This window comes from Streptomyces sp. NPDC001002 (genome assembly GCF_053599215.1).
The window spans coordinates 1-15,809 of the sequence record NZ_JBSFLV010000193.1 but is presented as its reverse complement, the minus strand read 5'-3'; the positions used below and the strand labels follow the sequence as shown (position 1 = coordinate 15,809).

The following is a 15,809-nucleotide window of genomic DNA, read 5'->3' as shown; positions in this document are numbered from 1 at the left end:
GTTCCTTGCGCATATGGGCGACGACCGTGCTCTTACCGACCCCTGAAGGGCCGGAGAGCACGGTCAGCCGCGGACGTACGTCCGGGGGCTCGGGGTCGATGAAGTGGGCGCCCTTCTGGGCGGACTCGGAGAACAGGATGCCGTTGTTGGCGACGATGCCGACCGGGTGGCCGTGGATCCGGGCGAACCCGGTGACCAGGGTCTGCCCGAACTCCGACTTGAACTCGGCGAAACGCGAGCCGTCGACCACGCGCGCGATGATCTCGCGGACGTCGTAGGGGGTGCGGGAGTCGACCGGGACCGCGCCGTAGAGCCCGTACGGGTCGACCTTCGGCTCGACGGCCTCGGTGACCTCCCAGGGGAGGGGTCCGCGCGCGGGGAGCGTCGCGGCGATGTTCCGGACGATCCGCAGCGCGTGCGCGTCGTCCTCCGCGAGGTGGTCGGTCACGCCCGACACGCGCGCGTGGACGTCACCGCCGCCCAGCTCCTCGGCCGTCACGACCTCGCCGGTGGCCGCCTTCACCAGGGGCGGGCCGCCCAGGAAGATCGTGCCCTGGTTGCGGACGATGACGGCCTCGTCGCTCATGGCCGGGACGTACGCCCCGCCCGCGGTGCACGAGCCCAGCACCGCGGCGATCTGCGGGATGCCGGCGCCCGACATCCGGGCCTGGTTGTAGAAGATCCGCCCGAAGTGGTCGCGGTCGGGGAAGACCTCGTCCTGCATCGGCAGGAAGGCGCCGCCGGAGTCGACCAGGTAGATGCACGGGAGGCGGTTGTCGAGGGCCACCTCCTGGGCGCGCAGGTGCTTCTTCACCGTCATCGGGTAGTACGTGCCGCCCTTGACGGTCGCGTCATTGGCGACGATCACGCACTCGCGCCCCGACACCCGCCCGATCCCGGCGACCACCCCGGCGGCCGGCGCCTGCCCCTCGTACATCCCGTCGGCGGCCAGCGGGGCCAGCTCCAGGAACGGCGAACCCGGATCCAGCAGGGTGTCCACCCGGTCCCTGGGCAGCAGCTTTCCGCGCGCGGTGTGCCGCGCCCGGGCCTTCTCGCCGCCGCCGAGCCGGGCCGCGGCCAGCTTGCCGCGCAACTCCTCGGCGAGCGCCCGGTGCGCCGCCTCGTTGGCCCGCCACGCCTCCGACGCGGGGTCTGCCGCGCTCGTCAGCTCCGGTGCCTCTTGCATCCTGCGGTCCCCTCACCCAGCGATCGACTGTTAATGAGCGTTAACCATTTCCTTCAGGTTAACGACCGCTAACCTCCCTGTCTAGAATTGCTTCCATGGCCACCAGAACCGACGCCCCCACCCGCCGCGAGCAGATCCTCAAGGAAGCCGCGCGACTCTTCGCCGAGCGCGGTTTCCACGGCGTCGGGGTGGACGAGATAGGCGCCGCGGTCGGCATCAGCGGCCCCGGTCTCTACCGCCACTTCCCGGGCAAGGACGCGATGCTCGCCGAACTCCTCGTCGGCATCAGCGGCCAGCTCCTGACCGGCGGCAAGCGCCGGGTCGCCGAGACCGACGGCAATCCCGAGACGCTCCTGGACTCCCTCATCGAAGGCCACATCGACTTCGCCCTCGACGACCGCCCCCTCATCACCCTCCACGACCGCGAGCTCGACCGCCTGCGCGACAGCGACCGCAAGCTCGTCCGCCAACTCCAGCGCCAGTACGTCGAACTGTGGGTGGAGGTGCTCCGCGAGGTGTACCCCGGCCTGGCGGAACCGGCCGCGCGATCCGCCGTCCACTCGGTCTTCGGCCTCCTGAACTCGACCCCGCACCTGGGCCGCCCCGGCTCGCTCCCTGGGCGCGGGACGACGGCGGAGTTGCTGCATCGGATGGCGCGGGGGGCGTTCGCGGCGGCGGGTGGATGATGGGCGTAGCTGCCGGGAGCGTGACGAGCGTTACGGGGGCGCTCCACTGGACGCTCTCCCTACCCGCCGGTACCGTTGACTTCTGAGCAAGCGCTTAGACATGCGTCAGGTATCCAGCGGAGGTGGCGGCGGTGCGCCGTACGGTTTTCAACGAGGATCACGAGGCGTTCCGGGAGACTCTGCGCGCCTTCATCGAGGCCGAGGTCGTGCCCGTCTACGACGAGTGGTTCGCCGCCGGCCAGGCGCCGCGCGACTTCTACTACAAGCTCGCCGAGCTCGGCGTCTTCGGCATCCGCGTGGACGAGGAGTACGGCGGCGCCGGCATCGACTCGTACAAGTTCGAGGCTGTGATGTACGAGGAGACCGCGCGCGCAGGTGTCCAGTTCGGCGGCTCCGGTGTGCACGTGCTGCTCGGCCTGCCGTACATCAAGTCGCTCGCCACCGACGAGCAGAAGAAGCGCTTCCTGCCGAAGTTCGTCTCCGGCGAGGAGATGTGGGCGCTGGCGATGACCGAGCCGGGCACCGGCTCCGACCTCGCGGGCATGAAGACCACCGCCAAGCTCTCCGAGGACGGCACGCACTACGTCCTCAACGGCTCCAAGACCTTCATCACCGGTGGTGTGCACGCGGACCGCGTGATCGTCTGCGCCCGCACCTCGCCGTCCACCGCCGAGGACCGCCGCTTCGGTATCTCGCTCTTCGCCGTCGACACCAAGTCCGAGGGCTACTCCATCGGCCGCAAGCTGGACAAGCTCGGCCTGAAGACCTCCGACACCGCCGAGCTGGCGTTCGTCGACGTCAAGGTGCCCGCCGAGGACCTGCTGGGCGAGGAGAACAAGGGCTTCTCCTACCTCGGTCACAACCTCGCCTCCGAGCGCTGGGGCATCGCCTTCGGCGCGTACGCGCAGGCCAAGGCGGCCGTCCGGTTCGCCAAGGAGTACGTCCAGGAGCGGACCGTCTTCGGCAAGCCGGTGGCGTCCTTCCAGAACACCAAGTTCGAACTGGCCGCCTGCCAGGCCGAGGTGGACGCGGCCGAGGCCGTCGCCGACCGCGCCCTGGAGGCCCTGGACGCGGGCGAGCTGACGCCGGCCGAGGCCGCCAGCGCCAAGCTGTTCTGCACCGAGGTCGCGCACCGCGTCATCGACCGCTGCCTCCAACTGCACGGCGGCTACGGCTTCATGAACGAGTACCCGATCGCCCGCCTGTACGCGGACAACCGCGTCAACCGCATCTACGGCGGCACCAGCGAGATCATGAAGACGATCATCGCGAAGAACATGGGTCTGTAAAGTCCCCGAAATTACTGGCCGGTAGAAACGATCACATGAGCCAGGCACTACAGGATCTCCTCGATCTGCTCGACCTGGAGCAGATCGAGGAGAACATCTTCCGCGGCCAGTCCCGCTCCGCCGTCGTCCCCCGCGTCTTCGGGGGCCAGGTGGCGGCGCAGGCGCTGGTCGCCGCCGGGCGTACGGTCCCCGCCGACCGGTACGCCCACTCCCTGCACGCGTACTTCCTGCGCACCGGCGACCCCGGCGCGCCCATCGTCTACACCGTCGAGCGGATCCGTGACGGGCGCTCCTTCACCACCCGCCGCGTGCTCGCCGTCCAGCACGGCCGGCCGATCTTCGCGCTGTCGGCGTCCTTCCAGACGTACGAGGAAGGCCTCGACCACCAGGCGCCCATGCCGGCCGCCCCCGATCCGGAGACGGTGCCCACCGGCCAGGAGCGGCTGCTCGGCTACGACCACCTCGACCGGGGGATCGTTGAACGATTCCTGGAGGCGCGCGAGGCGATCGACCTCCGATACGTCGACGACCCGCCGTACGGCCGCTTCGGCGAGCCGCGTGAGCCGCACTCCCAGGTCTGGTTCCGCACCAACGGCAAGCTCGCCGACGACCCGCTGCTGCACGTCGTACTCGCCACCTACGTCTCCGACATGACCCTGCTCGACTCGATCCTGCTCGCGCACGGCCGCGGCGGCTGGGCGGTGGGGGATGTCGTAGGAGCGTCGCTCGACCACGCGATGTGGTTCCACCGGCCGTTCCGCGCGGACGAGTGGCTGCTCTACGACCAGGAGTCGCCGTCCGCGTACGGCGGCCGGGGCCTGGGCCAGGCCCGCATCTACACCCAGGACGGCCGGCTGGCGATTTCGGTGATCCAGGAAGGCGTGGTCCGCGTCCCTCGGTGAGACTGTGGGGCATGGGGCAGACGGAACAGCGGACGGAACGTCAGGAAGACGGCGGCGGCGAGAGCACCTTCACGGTGATAGTCGCCGCCGTCGCCAATCTCGGGATCGCGCTCGCCAAGGCGGTCGCCGGTGTCATCAGCGGATCCAGCGCGATGCTCTCCGAGGCCGCGCACTCGGTCGCCGACACGGTCACCGAACTCCTGCTGCTCACCGCGCTCAAACGCAGCGGGAAACCGGCCGACGAGGAACACCCGCTCGGCTACGGCCCCGAGCGCTACATCTGGGCCATGCTCGCCGCCGTCGCCACCTTCGTCGGCGGCGCGGTCTTCTCCCTCTACGACGGCATCCACACCCTGGTCGCGGGCGAGGACCTCGGCGACCCGCTGGTGTCGTACATCGTCCTGGCGGTCGCCTTCGTGCTGGAGGGCTACTCGCTGCGGACGGGACTGAAGCAGGCGAAGGGGGAGGCGGCCCGGTTCCGGGCGCCCTTCCGCGTCTACTTCCGCCGTACCCCGGACACCGCGGTGAAGGCGGTCGTCCTGGAGGACTCGGCCGCGCTGGTCGGCCTGGTCCTGGCGGCCGGCGGGTTGCTGGGCGGTCAGCTCACCGGCTCCGGCGTCTGGGACGGCCTCGCCTCGCTGCTCATCGGCCTGCTCCTGCTGGTCGTCGCCTGGGTGCTGGGCCGCTCCAACGCGGAGTTCCTCATCGGGCGCCCGCTGCCCAAGCCCATGCGGGACCGGATCCGCGCGGAGCTGCTGGCGGACGAGCACATCGAGGCCGTACTGGAACTGACGACTCTCGTGCAGGGCCCGCGCGAGGCGCTGGTCGCGGCCAAGGTCGACTTCCGGGACGCGTCGACGGCGGCCGAGATCGAGTGGGCCTGCGAACGGGCGGAGCAGCGGCTGCGGGAGGCGTTCCCCGGGATCGGGCGGGTGTACCTGGACCCGACGCCGGGGTACGCACAGCGCCGTGACGAGGGGCTGAATCCGTGGCCGTGAGACGGCTACCCTGGCGAGATGGCCGAGGAGAAGGACAGTCCGAACGGTTCGTCCCGGCAGGGGAGTTGGGACCTGGTGGTCTTCACCGTTCTGCTGGAACTCGCCGGTCTGGCCCTCGCCGGGATCGTCGCCCTGGTGGGGTGGGCGGCGTTCGGGTGGCTGCCCGACGCCGAGCTGGTCGGGTTCATGGCGGGCATGACCGCGGTCGGTCCCGGGGCCGAGCGGTACGGCGAGGGGCCGCGCCGTCGGTCCGCTCTCGTCGCCGCCGCCCTCACGCTGGCCGCGGTGACGCTGCTCGTGGCCGCGGCGGCGAACTGGGCCGTCCCGGCACTGGACGACCCGGACCTCGGCATGCTCATCGGCTTCCTCGTCGGCCTGCCCGCGGGCGTGGCCGTACTGGCCCGGCTCCTCGACCGGGCGGCCACCGCCTGACCCGGCCTCAGGCCAGCTCCGCCGCCGCCAGCAGGAACGCCGTCATCGGGTCGTAGTGGCGCGGGCTGACGACGTGGTCGTCGAGCGGGACCGTCACCTGGAGGGTGCCCTCGGACTTGGCGAGGAAGAGGGCCGGGTCGTTGGAGTCGGCGTAGCCCACCGAGTCGACGCCGTGCTGTCCTGCGTAGCCCGCCCAGCCGTGGTCGGCGACGACCAGGTCGGGCAGCGGGCGGCCCTCGCGCTCCAGCGCCTTGAGGATGGCCTTCATCGGTTCGCCCGAGTGGGTGTGCCACAGGGTGGCGCCGTGCTCCAGGACCGCCACGTCCGCGAACTGCATGACGTACCCCTCCTCCGTCTGCAGCCCCTCCGGGATCACCACGATCTCGCAGCCGGCGGTGCGCAAAGCGGCTGCCGTGGCGCGGTGCACGTCCAGCAGGCCGCCCGGGTGACCGGTCGCGAACAGCACCCGCTGCTCGCCGTCCGCCGCCTTGCGCAGCCGCGCCGCGAGCCGCTCCAGCGCGTCCACCGTCAGCTCGGCGTCGATGGTGTCCTGCCCGTAGCGGTACTCCGGGTCGTCGTTGACACCCACCCGCTCCGCCATCACCGCGAGCACGTCCTGCTCGTCGCTCCAGCGGTCGCCGAACTCCAGGCCGAACCAGTAGTGGCGGTCGCCGTTCGCGAGCTTGCGGTAGTGGCTGAGGTTGTTCTCGCGCGGGGTGGCGACATCGCCCGCGATGCGGGTCCTGACAAGGTGCTCGACGAGCTCGGCGCGGTGGGGTGTCCCGGGTATCGGCATGATTCCCATTGTGAGGCAGCCGACTGTGCGCGTCCCTGGCGTACCGAACCCTGGGACGTGCGTCACGTACTCATGCGTGAGGGGCGCCGTACTCATTGACTTCGCCCTCTCGTCCCCAGCCGTCACCTCCGCCTATCGCTGTCGCAGCGCGAACCACAGCTCCATGCGTACGTCCGGGTCGTCCAGGTCGGCTTCGAGCAGCGCCGCGCAGCGGGCGACGCGCTGGCGGACGGTGTTGCGGTGGACGGCCAGGGCGACGGCCGTACGGTCCCAACTCCCGTGCAGGGAGAGCCAGGTGCGCAGCGTCTCGGTGAGCGCGGGGGTGCCGGCGATCGGCGCGAGCAGCGTACGGGCGTGGGCCGCGGCCTCGGCCGGCGGGACCAGGTCGCCGAGCCCGGCGCGCTCGCCGTGCCGGACCAGGTCCGTCCGGGTCGCCCGGGCCCGGGCCAGCGCGCGGGCCGCCTGGGTGTCGGCGGACGGCCACGCGGTCGGGGCCGCGGAGGCGCTGACGCCGAGGGTCCAGCCGGGCTGCGGGGCCGGTTCGCGGCCGGCGGGCACCAGGACCCGTACGACGTCCCGTGCCACGTCGACCAGCGGCGAGCCGAGCGCCGCGCCCAGCGCGGAGGCGGCCACCGGGTCGGCGGACCGGGTGTCCGGCCGCGCGTGCACGACGAGCCACGGACCGGACCCGAGCAGGGGCGCGACCTCCTCCGCCGCCGCCCCGAGCAGCAGCCGCACCAGCGCCGAGGAGCGGGCGGCGCCCGTGCCGCTGTGGTGCTCGCCGGTGAGCAGGGAGAGCAGGACGGCGGCGACGGAGGCGATGGCCTGGTCGCCGCTCTCGCGTCCCGGCGCGGCCACCCCGAGTACGAAACCCCGGTCGACGCCGAGGGCGTAGGCGGCGAGATGGGTGTCGCCGGTGGTGTCGCTCGCGGTGGTGGAGGTACGGCTGGTGACGACCCGGGCCAGCTCCGCCAACGCCACGCGCACTTCCTCCGCGGGTTGCCGTCCGGCCGCCGAGATCTCGGCGCCCTCGGGGCCGTACAACACCGCCCGCCCGCCCACTCGTTGGGCCAGCCGCCGCAGCACGGCCGGCACCGGGTCCTGGCGGGCGGCCGCGGCGGCCAGGCTCTGCTGGGCCTCGGAGACGCGGCGCAGTTCGGCGAGCCGGGCCTGGGCCATGAGCTGCCAGACGGCGCGGGCGACACCGGAGAAGGTGGTCTGCGGCGGCACCTCGACGAGCGGCAGGTCGTACGCGTCGCAGGCCGCGACCAGCGCCCGCGGCACGGTGTCGTGCACCGGCGCCACGCCGAAGCCGAGCGCGGCCCCGCCGGCCGCCACGATCCGGGCGACGTAATCGTCGAAGTACGTCCCCGACCCGGCCGCCTCCGGAATGTGCACCCCGGCCGTCAACAGCAGCTCGCCGCCCAGCAGATACGGGTACGGGTCGGCCATCTCCGAGGTGTGCGCCCAGTGGATGACGATGCCGGTGTCGGCGGGCCCCGCGATCTGCCGCAGGGCCAGGTCCTCGCGGGCCAGAAGTGCCGCGAGGGGCACCGGGGGAGTAGGGGGAACAGCGGGATCCGGCATGGTGTGCGCTTCCTCCACTCAGGCCACCTCGAATGGATGAAACGTACACTTCGCAGCCACTTTCCGGCCACCTATGGTCGAGGAAACCTTTGGTCCAGGGACCTGCGAAGGAGGGACCTCCGTGGCTGTCGACTACGCGGTGATCGTCGTCTATCTGGCCGGCATGCTGGCCATGGGCTGGTGGGGCATGCGCCGCGCCAGGTCGAAGAGCGAGTTCCTGGTGGCCGGCCGGCGCCTGGGACCCGCGATGTACTCCGGCACCATGGCCGCGATCGTCCTCGGCGGCGCGTCCACCATCGGCGGGGTGGGCCTGGGCTACCAGTACGGCCTCTCCGGCGCCTGGATGGTCTTCACCATCGGCCTCGGACTGCTGGCCCTGTCGGTCTTCTTCTCGGCCCGGATCGCCCGCCTCAAGGTGTACACGGTCTCCGAGATGCTCGATCTCCGTTACGGCGGCCGGGCCGGCGTGATCTCCGGCGTCGTCATGTGGGCGTACACCCTCATGCTCGCCGTCACCTCGACCATCGCCTACGCCACGATCTTCGACGTCCTCTTCGACATGAACCGCACGGTCGCGATCATTCTCGGCGGCTCGATCGTCGTCGCGTACTCGACGCTGGGCGGCATGTGGTCGATCACCCTCACCGACATGGTGCAGTTCGTGGTGAAGACGATCGGCGTGCTGCTGCTCCTGCTGCCCATCGCGGTCGTCAAGGCCGGCGGCTTCAGCGAGATGAAGGCGAAGCTGCCGACCGAGTACTTCGACCCGCTGGGCATCGGCGGCGAGACGATCTTCACCTACGTCCTGATCTATACGTTCGGCATGCTCATCGGCCAGGACATCTGGCAGCGGGTGTTCACGGCGGGCAGCGACAAGACCGCCAAGTGGGGCGGCACGGTCGCGGGCACCTACTGCCTCGTCTACGCCCTCGCAGGCGCCGTCATCGGCACGGCGGCCAAGGTCCTCTACCCCAACCTCGGCAGTCCGGACGACGCCTTCGCGACCATCGTCAAGGACGAACTCCCGGTCGGGGTAAGGGGATTGGTGCTCGCGGCCGCACTCGCCGCCGTGATGTCGACGTCCTCCGGCGCGCTGATCGCCTGCGCCACGGTCGCCAACAACGACATCTGGTCGAAGCTGCGCAGAGCCGTGCGCCCCATCGAGGACGAGCACGACGAGGTCCGGGGCAACCGCGCCTTCATCCTCGTCATGGGCGTCGCCGTGATCGTCACGGCGATCGCGCTCAACAACGTCGTCGAGGCGCTGACGGTGGCGTACAACCTGCTCGTCGGCGGTCTCCTCGTCCCGATCCTCGGCGGGCTGCTGTGGAAGCGCGGCACCGCGCAGGGCGCGCTCGCCGCCGTGATCGTCGGCGGCCTCGCGGTCGTCGGCCTGATGGCGGGCTACGGCATCCTCGCCAACGAGCCCATCTACTACGGCCTGTTGTCGTCCCTCGTCGTCTACGTCGCCGTGTCACTGGCGACACCGGCGACGGACGCGGCGGTGCTCGAAGCATGGCGGGAACGACTGTCCGGACGCGCGGTTCCCGAGCCCGTTCCGGTATCCCGGTAGAAAAGACAGCAAGACAGAAGGTAGGCATACGACCATGAGTTCCCCCGAGTCGCCCCGCGGTCCCGTCGACTCCTCCCGCGTCCCGCGGTACGCCGGTCCCGCGACCTTCGCCCGGCTGCCGCGCCTCGACGAGGTCGGCCGCGCCGATGTCGCCGTGGTCGGGGTGCCGTTCGACTCGGGCGTCTCCTACCGGCCGGGCGCCCGCTTCGGCGGCAACGCGATCCGCGAGGCGTCCCGGCTGCTGCGGCCGTACAACCCGGCGCAGGACGCGTCGCCGTTCGCGCTGGCGCAGGTGGCGGACGGGGGCGACATCGCCGTGAACCCGTTCAATATCAACGAGGCCGTGGACACGATCGAGGCGGCGGCGGACGAACTGCTGGGCACCGGCGCGAGGTTGATGACCCTGGGAGGCGACCACACGATCGCGCTGCCGTTGTTGCGGTCGGTGGCGAAGAAGCACGGCCCGGTGGCCCTGCTGCACTTCGACGCCCATCTCGACACCTGGGACACGTACTTCGGGGCGGAGTACACGCACGGGACGCCGTTCCGGCGGGCGGTGGAGGAGGGGATCCTCGACACGGAGGCGCTGTCGCACGTCGGTACGCGCGGCCCGCTGTACGGCAAGCAGGACCTGACCGACGACGCGAAGATGGGCTTCGGGATCGTGACGTCGGCGGACGTGATGCGCCGAGGCGTGGACGAGGTGGCCGACCAGCTCCGCCAGCGCATCGGCAACCGCCCCCTGTACATCTCCATCGACATCGACTGCCTCGACCCGGCCCACGCGCCCGGCACCGGCACGCCCGAGGCCGGCGGCATGACCTCCCGGGAACTTCTGGAGATCCTGCGCGGCCTGGCATCCTGCAACCTGGTGTCGGCGGACGTCGTCGAGGTGGCACCGGCGTACGACCACGCCGAGATCACATCGGTGGCGGCGTCGCACACGGCGTACGAACTGACCACGATCATGTCCCGTCAGATTGCGGAGGCTCGCGGCGCGTGAGGCGCGGCGCGTGAGGTGGGGCGTGTGAAGCAGGACCGGCAATCGGGGGCTCGGCAGGGAGACCCGGTGACTCGCAGGGAGAAAGAGACCAAGTGACGCACGACCACGACCTGGAACTCCGCCCGACGGCCGCGCAGATCTCCGCCGCGCTGAACCCGCCCGCCGGGCGCAACGGCGGCGACCTGGTCGTGGAGACCCTTGCAGGGCTCGGCGCGACGACGGTCTTCGGCCTCCCCGGCCAGCACGCGCTGGGCATGTTCGACGCGCTCAGCCGCTCCGATCTCCGCTACATCGGTCTGCGGGTGGAGAACAACGCCGGTTTCGCGGCGGACGCGTACGGCCGGATCACGGGCGAGGCGGCCCCGCTTCTGGTGTCGACGGGCCCGGGCGCGCTGACGTCACTGGCGGCGCTCCAGGAGGCGGCGGCGGCCTCGGCGCCCGTCCTCGCGATCAGCAGTCAGATCCCGACGGCGGGCCTGGGCGGCGGCCGCCACGGCTACCTGCACGAACTCCCGGACCAGGCAGCGTCGTTCAGGGGCGTGGTGAAGTCCGTCCACACGGTCCGCGCCCAGTCCCAGATCCCGTCGGCGATCGCGGCGGCCTGGAAGTCGGCACTGTCGGCCCCGCACGGCCCGGTCTGGGTGGAGATCCCGCAGGACGTACTGCTGGCCGAGACGTCGCTTCCCGTGGTGACGGCGGTGGACGCGACCCCGGAGGACCTGGTCCCGCGCCCCGAACTGACGGCGGTGGCGGCGGACTTGCTGTCGCGAGCGGCGCGTCCGGCGATCATCGCGGGCGGCGGGGTGGTGAGGGCGGACGCCTCGAAGAAACTGCGACAGCTGGCGGAGAAGCTCCAGGCCCCGGTGGTGACGACGCCGGGCGGCAAGGGCGCGTTCCCGTGGACCCACCCCCTGTCCCTCCAGTCCTGGCTGGAGGACCGCCACACGACGGACTTCCTGGAGGACGCGGACGTCCTGCTGGTGGTGGGCTCGGGCCTGGGCGAACTGTCGTCCAACTACCACACGTTCGCGCCCCGGGGCCGGGTCATCCAGATCGAGGCGGACCTCGGCAAACTGGAGTCCAACCACCCGGCGCTGGGCATCCACGCGGACGCGTGGCACGCGTTGCAGGCGCTGCTGGAGACGGTGACGGAACGCACGGACGAGACGGCGGAGGAACGCGTACGGGACGTGCTGGCGCGGGTGAGTGAGCGCATCGCGTCCCAGGAACTGACCCTGGAACAGGAGGTGTTGGCGTCGGTCCGCAGGGCGTTGCCGGCCGACTCCCCGTCCTTCTGGGACATGACGATCCTGGCGTACTGGGCCTGGTCGGCGTTCGACGCGAAGGGCCCGAACCACCTGCACTCGGCCCAGGGCGCGGGGGGCTTGGGCTACGGCTTCCCGGCGGCGCTGGGCGCGGCGGCGGCGGATCCGACGCGGCCGGTGCTGGCGGTGTCGGGCGACGGCGGAGCTCTCTACTCCATCGCGGAGTTGGCGACGGCCAAGCAGTACGACCTCAACGTCACGTGGCTCATCGTCGACGACGGCGGCTACGGCATCCTCCGCGAGTACATGACGGACGCCTTCGGCCGGGCGACGGCGACGGAACTGACCCGGCCGGACTATGTGGCGCTGGCGGAGTCGTTCGGGGTGGCGGGGGTGCGGACGAGTCCGGAGACGCTGGAGACGGACCTGGCGAAGGCGTTGTCGACGCCGGGGCCGTCGGTGGTCGTACTCCCGGCTGTGCTGCGGATGTTCGCGGCTACGCACCTCGACTGAGGGTGTGCCTGGAGTGGCCTGTGAGACAGGCCAGTCTTGAAATGACCTTGAATCAGTAAAGAAAGTCCCATACGTTTCCCTCGCCACTGCTTCACGGCATGGCCACATCAATTTCATAGCGGGCTCTGGGGAGAGCCCGGGGGGAGACAAGGGAATGACCAACCCTTGGTTCCGGCGGCTTCGTGCTGCCCGGATGCTCGGCGTGCTGCTCGGTGGCGCCGTCGTCCTGGGCGCACTGCCCGCCGTCACCAGTCCGGCCGACGCGGCCGGCAGCACACCGACCTCGGCCGAGGCGACCGCGTTCGCCCTGGCCGCCGAGACCGGCGAACCGGTGGAGATCACCGCGCGCCGCACCGAGGACGAGCTCGTCTTCGCCAACCCGGACGGCAGCCTCACCAGCGAGACCAGCGCGCAGCCGCAGCGGGTGCAACGCCCCGACGGCAGCTGGGAGAAGGCCGACGCCACGCTGGAGCGGCGGCCCGACGGCACCGTCGGCCCGAAGGCCGCAGTCGTCGACCTGGCCTTCGCCAAGGGCGGCTCGTCCGACCTGATCACCCTGGGAGAGGACGGCCGGTCCTTCACCCTGCGCTGGCCGACGCCACTGCCCGAGCCCGCCCTGGACGGTGACACCGCCGAGTACCGCGAGGTGCTGCCCGGAGTCGACCTGCTGGCGAGCGCGTCCGTCACCGGATACTCGTACGTCCTGAAGGTGAAGACCTCCGAAGCCGCCCACAACCCGGAGTTGGCGCGCCTGCGCCTGCCCGTGCGGACCGAGGGACTTGACCTGAGCACCGGCCCGACCGGCGGCCTGCAGGCCGTGGACGCCTCCGGTGAGCGGCTGTTCGGCGGCCAGGCGCCCAAGATGTGGGACTCCGCCAACGACGTCCAGAACGTCCCGGCCGACGCGGTGCCGGCCGCCGGTTCCGGCGCCCCCGTCGAGGAGGCTCCCGACGCCGCGGCCAAGGTCGCCGACATGGGCCTGGATGTCACCGAGTCCGCGGTCACGGTCGAGCCCGACCGTTCCGTACTGACCGCCTCCGACACCGACTTCCCGGTCTACCTCGACCCCGAGGCCGGCATGTCGAAGAGCGAGTGGCTGTACGTCTCCAGCGCCCACCCGAGCACCGAGTTCCACAAGTTCAAGAAGGACGAGGGCGTCGGCCGCTGTTCGTACAAGTCCATCGGCGGCACGTACTACGTGTGCAGCTCGTCGCCGTACACCAACCGCATGTACTTCCAGTTCTCCACCTCGGGATGGAAGAACCGCACCGTCTCCAAGGCGGTCTTCGAGGTCTACGAGACCTTCTCGTTCTCCTGCGAGAAGAGCACCGTCAACCTGCACGCGGTCAGTGAGGGCGGCGTGGACTCCGCCACCAACTGGAACAACAAGCCCAAGGACGGCGACCTGATGGTCGACCGCACGGTGGCCTACGGGCGCGGCGACAGCTGCAGCCCCGACGCCCCGGCCAGTTGGGTCGACTTCCAGGACAACGCCGACGAGAGCAACGAGAACCTCACCGCCACGGTCCGCAAGAAGGCCAAGGCCGAGGACCCGATCGCGTTCTCGCTGCGGGCCGCCGACGAGGACGACGCCAACTCCTGGAAGCGGTTCCGCGGCGACAACGCCAAGCTGGTCGTCACCTACAACACCACGCCGGGCAAGCCCTACAACGAGCGGCTGACGAACCCGGAGGAGAAGGCCTGCACCACGGACAACACCAAGCGCCCGTGGATCCGTGACGACACCCCGACCATGGCGGTCAACGGCACCGACGCCGACTCCTACACCGACGGCACCGGCCAGAACCTCACCGCCACCTTCCGCGTCTGGGACCAGGTCGAGGGCCGGCCCATCGTCTACGAGGGCAAGGACGGCCCGCAGAACGAGGGCGTCTTCGAGAAGAACATCCCCGTCAAAGAGCTCACGCACGGCCACGGCTACAAGTGGCACTCCCAGCTGTACGACGGCTCCACCGGCAAGTTGAAGGACTCCGGCTACTCGGACTGGTCCGACTGGTGCGAGTTCGTGGTGGACACCGAGCGGCCCGACACCAAGCCGCTCGTGAAACCGGCGGACGGCGAGGCCGACCTCCCGGTGGGCGCCAAGCGGCACTTCACCGTCTCGGCGAACGGCAACTCCGACTCCGTCTTCAAGAACGACGTCGAGTACTACGAGTGGGACCTCGGCAGCGACACCCCCGGCCGCAAGGCCACGCCCGCGAGCCTCGGCGGCGACGCCACCATCGAGGTGCCGCCCTCCACCTTCGGCCCCAACGTGCTCTACGTGCGCAGCGTCGACCAGGCCGGGAACCGCGGTCCGTTGGAGAAGTACATCTTCATCGCCGACCGTGCCTGCCCGGACGCCCTCGCCGACTCCTGTGCCGCCGCGGTCTACGGCCTCGACCAGACCTCCGGCGCCACCGCGCCCGACGCCTCCGGCCACGACCGCACCCTGACCGTCAAGGGCGCCGACTGGGTCGCGGGCAACCACTCCGCCACCGAACCCGCCGACAAGGCCCTGCGCTTCAACGGCACGAGCGACTACGCCACCGCCGCCTCCGCCGTCCACACCGGGCAGGCGTTCACCGTCTCGGCATGGGTGCGGCCCACCTCGCTCACCGACAACATCTCGGTGATCAGCCAGGCCGGCACACACGGCAACGGCCTCAACCTCTACTACTCGACCGCCTACAAGCGCTGGATCCTCGGCCGCCACATCTCCGACACCGCCGACTCCGACCTCCTGCGCGCCATGGCGACGAGCGAGCGGCCGGCGACCGTCGGCAAGTGGACCCACCTCGCCGGCACCTACGATCCCGCGGCCCGGAAATTCACCCTCTACGTCGACGGCGAGGAGCAGGGCAGCACGGCCGTCACCGGCGTCTGGAACGCCGGCAAGGGCCTCAACATCGGCCGCGCCCAGTACAAGGGCGCGTGGAGCGACTTCTTCGCCGGTGACATCGACGACGTATGCCTGGTGCCCGGACTGCTCTCCGGCACGGAGATCTTCCGGCTGGCGAACGACTAGCGGCTCCTGACCAGAGCCGTTCCGCTCGGGCGCCGGACGACTTCCGGCGCCCGGGCACCCACATCACACGGGAGGGGAGCGCGCATGCGCTCGACACGGAGACAATACGCCCATACGTGGGCGAAACATCTGGCCGCGGCGGTGTCCGCGGCCCTGACCCTGACCCTGCTCCAGGCGGCCCCCGCGCTCGGCGACGACGACACGCGCGAGCAGCGCCGGCCCAAGACCCAGGACGTCCCCTCCACCCCCGTGGTGGAGGAGGGCGGCGAGATCACCCCGCTCAAGCACCTTGCCGGGTACGGCACTTCGCGCACTCCGAAGGCCGACTGGCCCGAGCCGGGCAGCGCCACCGTCGCGCTGACCGGTGCCGGTGCGCGCGGCGGCATCCGAGCCGGAGGGCTGCCGGTCAGCCTCGCCGCCCTCAAGTCCCGTACCGGAGCCCCGACTCGGGCCAAGGTCGACCTTCTCGGTCACGCCGCCGCCCGTCCACGAACCCGGCCGCTACCCGGTGGCGTACTTCCCGCTCGCCGACATCAGCGCGGATGCCCTGC

General features: G+C 70.9%; 13 protein-coding genes. 10 read left to right on the top strand and 3 right to left on the bottom strand.

Annotated features, from left to right (window positions below):
• Positions 1-1,186, bottom strand: a 1,186-nt coding sequence (locus tag ACWDR3_RS43290; RefSeq protein ID WP_450358154.1) for a carboxyl transferase domain-containing protein, incomplete at its 3' end; no start/stop codon positions are given.
• A gap of 95 nt (positions 1,187-1,281) precedes the next feature.
• Between ACWDR3_RS43290 and ACWDR3_RS43285 the strand changes: the two genes are divergently transcribed.
• From ACWDR3_RS43285 to ACWDR3_RS43265, 5 genes are all read left to right on the top strand, one after another.
• On the top strand, positions 1,282-1,872 hold the full coding sequence (locus tag ACWDR3_RS43285; RefSeq protein WP_402349732.1) for an SACE_7040 family transcriptional regulator: 591 nt from the start codon (positions 1,282-1,284) through the stop codon (positions 1,870-1,872).
• A gap of 131 nt (positions 1,873-2,003) precedes the next feature.
• Positions 2,004-3,161 carry an acyl-CoA dehydrogenase family protein gene (locus ACWDR3_RS43280; protein ID WP_450358152.1) on the top strand — a complete coding sequence of 386 codons (1,158 nt, stop codon included), beginning with the start codon at positions 2,004-2,006 and terminating at the stop codon, positions 3,159-3,161.
• A 35-nt stretch (positions 3,162-3,196) separates the two neighbouring features.
• Positions 3,197-4,063 carry an acyl-CoA thioesterase gene (locus ACWDR3_RS43275; RefSeq protein ID WP_450358150.1) on the top strand — a complete coding sequence of 289 codons (867 nt, stop codon included), beginning with the start codon at positions 3,197-3,199 and terminating at the stop codon, positions 4,061-4,063.
• Positions 4,064-4,074: 11 nt separating this feature from the next.
• On the top strand, positions 4,075-5,061 hold the full coding sequence (locus ACWDR3_RS43270) for a cation diffusion facilitator family transporter (protein WP_450358149.1): 987 nt from the start codon (positions 4,075-4,077) through the stop codon (positions 5,059-5,061).
• An 18-nt stretch (positions 5,062-5,079) separates the two neighbouring features.
• The gene (locus tag ACWDR3_RS43265) at positions 5,080-5,493 is read left to right on the top strand and encodes a hypothetical protein (RefSeq protein ID WP_450358147.1); all 414 of its coding nucleotides are present in this window, start codon (positions 5,080-5,082) and stop codon (positions 5,491-5,493) included.
• A gap of 7 nt (positions 5,494-5,500) precedes the next feature.
• Here ACWDR3_RS43265 and ACWDR3_RS43260 read toward each other — a convergent pair whose 3' ends face one another.
• Together ACWDR3_RS43260 and ACWDR3_RS43255 are read right to left on the bottom strand one after the other, a co-directional pair.
• Positions 5,501-6,289 (bottom strand): phosphatase, encoded by a 789-nt coding sequence (locus ACWDR3_RS43260; RefSeq protein WP_450358145.1) that lies wholly within the window; start codon positions 6,287-6,289, stop codon positions 5,501-5,503.
• A 132-nt stretch (positions 6,290-6,421) separates the two neighbouring features.
• Positions 6,422-7,876: a PucR family transcriptional regulator ligand-binding domain-containing protein gene (locus ACWDR3_RS43255; protein ID WP_450358143.1), complete on the bottom strand. Its 1,455-nt coding sequence runs from the start codon at positions 7,874-7,876 to the stop codon at positions 6,422-6,424.
• Positions 7,877-7,997: 121 nt separating this feature from the next.
• Between ACWDR3_RS43255 and ACWDR3_RS43250 the strand changes: the two genes are divergently transcribed.
• The 5 genes from ACWDR3_RS43250 to ACWDR3_RS43230 form a co-directional block, all read left to right on the top strand.
• Complete coding sequence (locus ACWDR3_RS43250) at positions 7,998-9,449, top strand: sodium:solute symporter (RefSeq protein ID WP_450358142.1); 1,452 nt, start codon at positions 7,998-8,000, stop codon at positions 9,447-9,449.
• 34 nt (positions 9,450-9,483) lie between these two features.
• Positions 9,484-10,452 (top strand): agmatinase, encoded by a 969-nt coding sequence (gene speB, locus ACWDR3_RS43245; RefSeq protein ID WP_450358140.1) that lies wholly within the window; start codon positions 9,484-9,486, stop codon positions 10,450-10,452.
• 92 nt (positions 10,453-10,544) lie between these two features.
• Entirely contained in the window at positions 10,545-12,230 is a 1,686-nt protein-coding gene (locus tag ACWDR3_RS43240; protein ID WP_450358139.1) for a thiamine pyrophosphate-binding protein, read from the top strand.
• Between the two features lie 154 nt (positions 12,231-12,384).
• Positions 12,385-15,258 carry a LamG-like jellyroll fold domain-containing protein gene (locus tag ACWDR3_RS43235; RefSeq protein ID WP_450358138.1) on the top strand — a complete coding sequence of 958 codons (2,874 nt, stop codon included), beginning with the start codon at positions 12,385-12,387 and terminating at the stop codon, positions 15,256-15,258.
• 141 nt (positions 15,259-15,399) lie between these two features.
• Positions 15,400-15,809 (top strand): hypothetical protein (locus tag ACWDR3_RS43230; protein ID WP_450358136.1); only part of this gene is annotated, 410 nt, incomplete at its 3' end.

What these genes read in the sequence shown, in the direction of transcription:
- ACWDR3_RS43275 (WP_450358150.1), top strand. Translation starts at nt 3,197, where the DNA reads ATGAGCCAGGCACTACAGGATCTCCTCGATCTGCTCGACCTGGAGCAG.
- ACWDR3_RS43285 (WP_402349732.1), top strand. Translation starts at nt 1,282, where the DNA reads ATGGCCACCAGAACCGACGCCCCCACCCGCCGCGAGCAGATCCTCAAG.
- ACWDR3_RS43235 (WP_450358138.1), top strand. Translation starts at nt 12,385, where the DNA reads ATGACCAACCCTTGGTTCCGGCGGCTTCGTGCTGCCCGGATGCTCGGC.
- ACWDR3_RS43265 (WP_450358147.1), top strand. Translation starts at nt 5,080, where the DNA reads ATGGCCGAGGAGAAGGACAGTCCGAACGGTTCGTCCCGGCAGGGGAGT.
- ACWDR3_RS43270 (WP_450358149.1), top strand. Translation starts at nt 4,075, where the DNA reads ATGGGGCAGACGGAACAGCGGACGGAACGTCAGGAAGACGGCGGCGGC.
- speB (WP_450358140.1), top strand. Translation starts at nt 9,484, where the DNA reads ATGAGTTCCCCCGAGTCGCCCCGCGGTCCCGTCGACTCCTCCCGCGTC.
- ACWDR3_RS43260 (WP_450358145.1), bottom strand. Translation starts at nt 6,289, where the DNA reads ATGCCGATACCCGGGACACCCCACCGCGCCGAGCTCGTCGAGCACCTT.
- ACWDR3_RS43255 (WP_450358143.1), bottom strand. Translation starts at nt 7,876, where the DNA reads ATGCCGGATCCCGCTGTTCCCCCTACTCCCCCGGTGCCCCTCGCGGCA.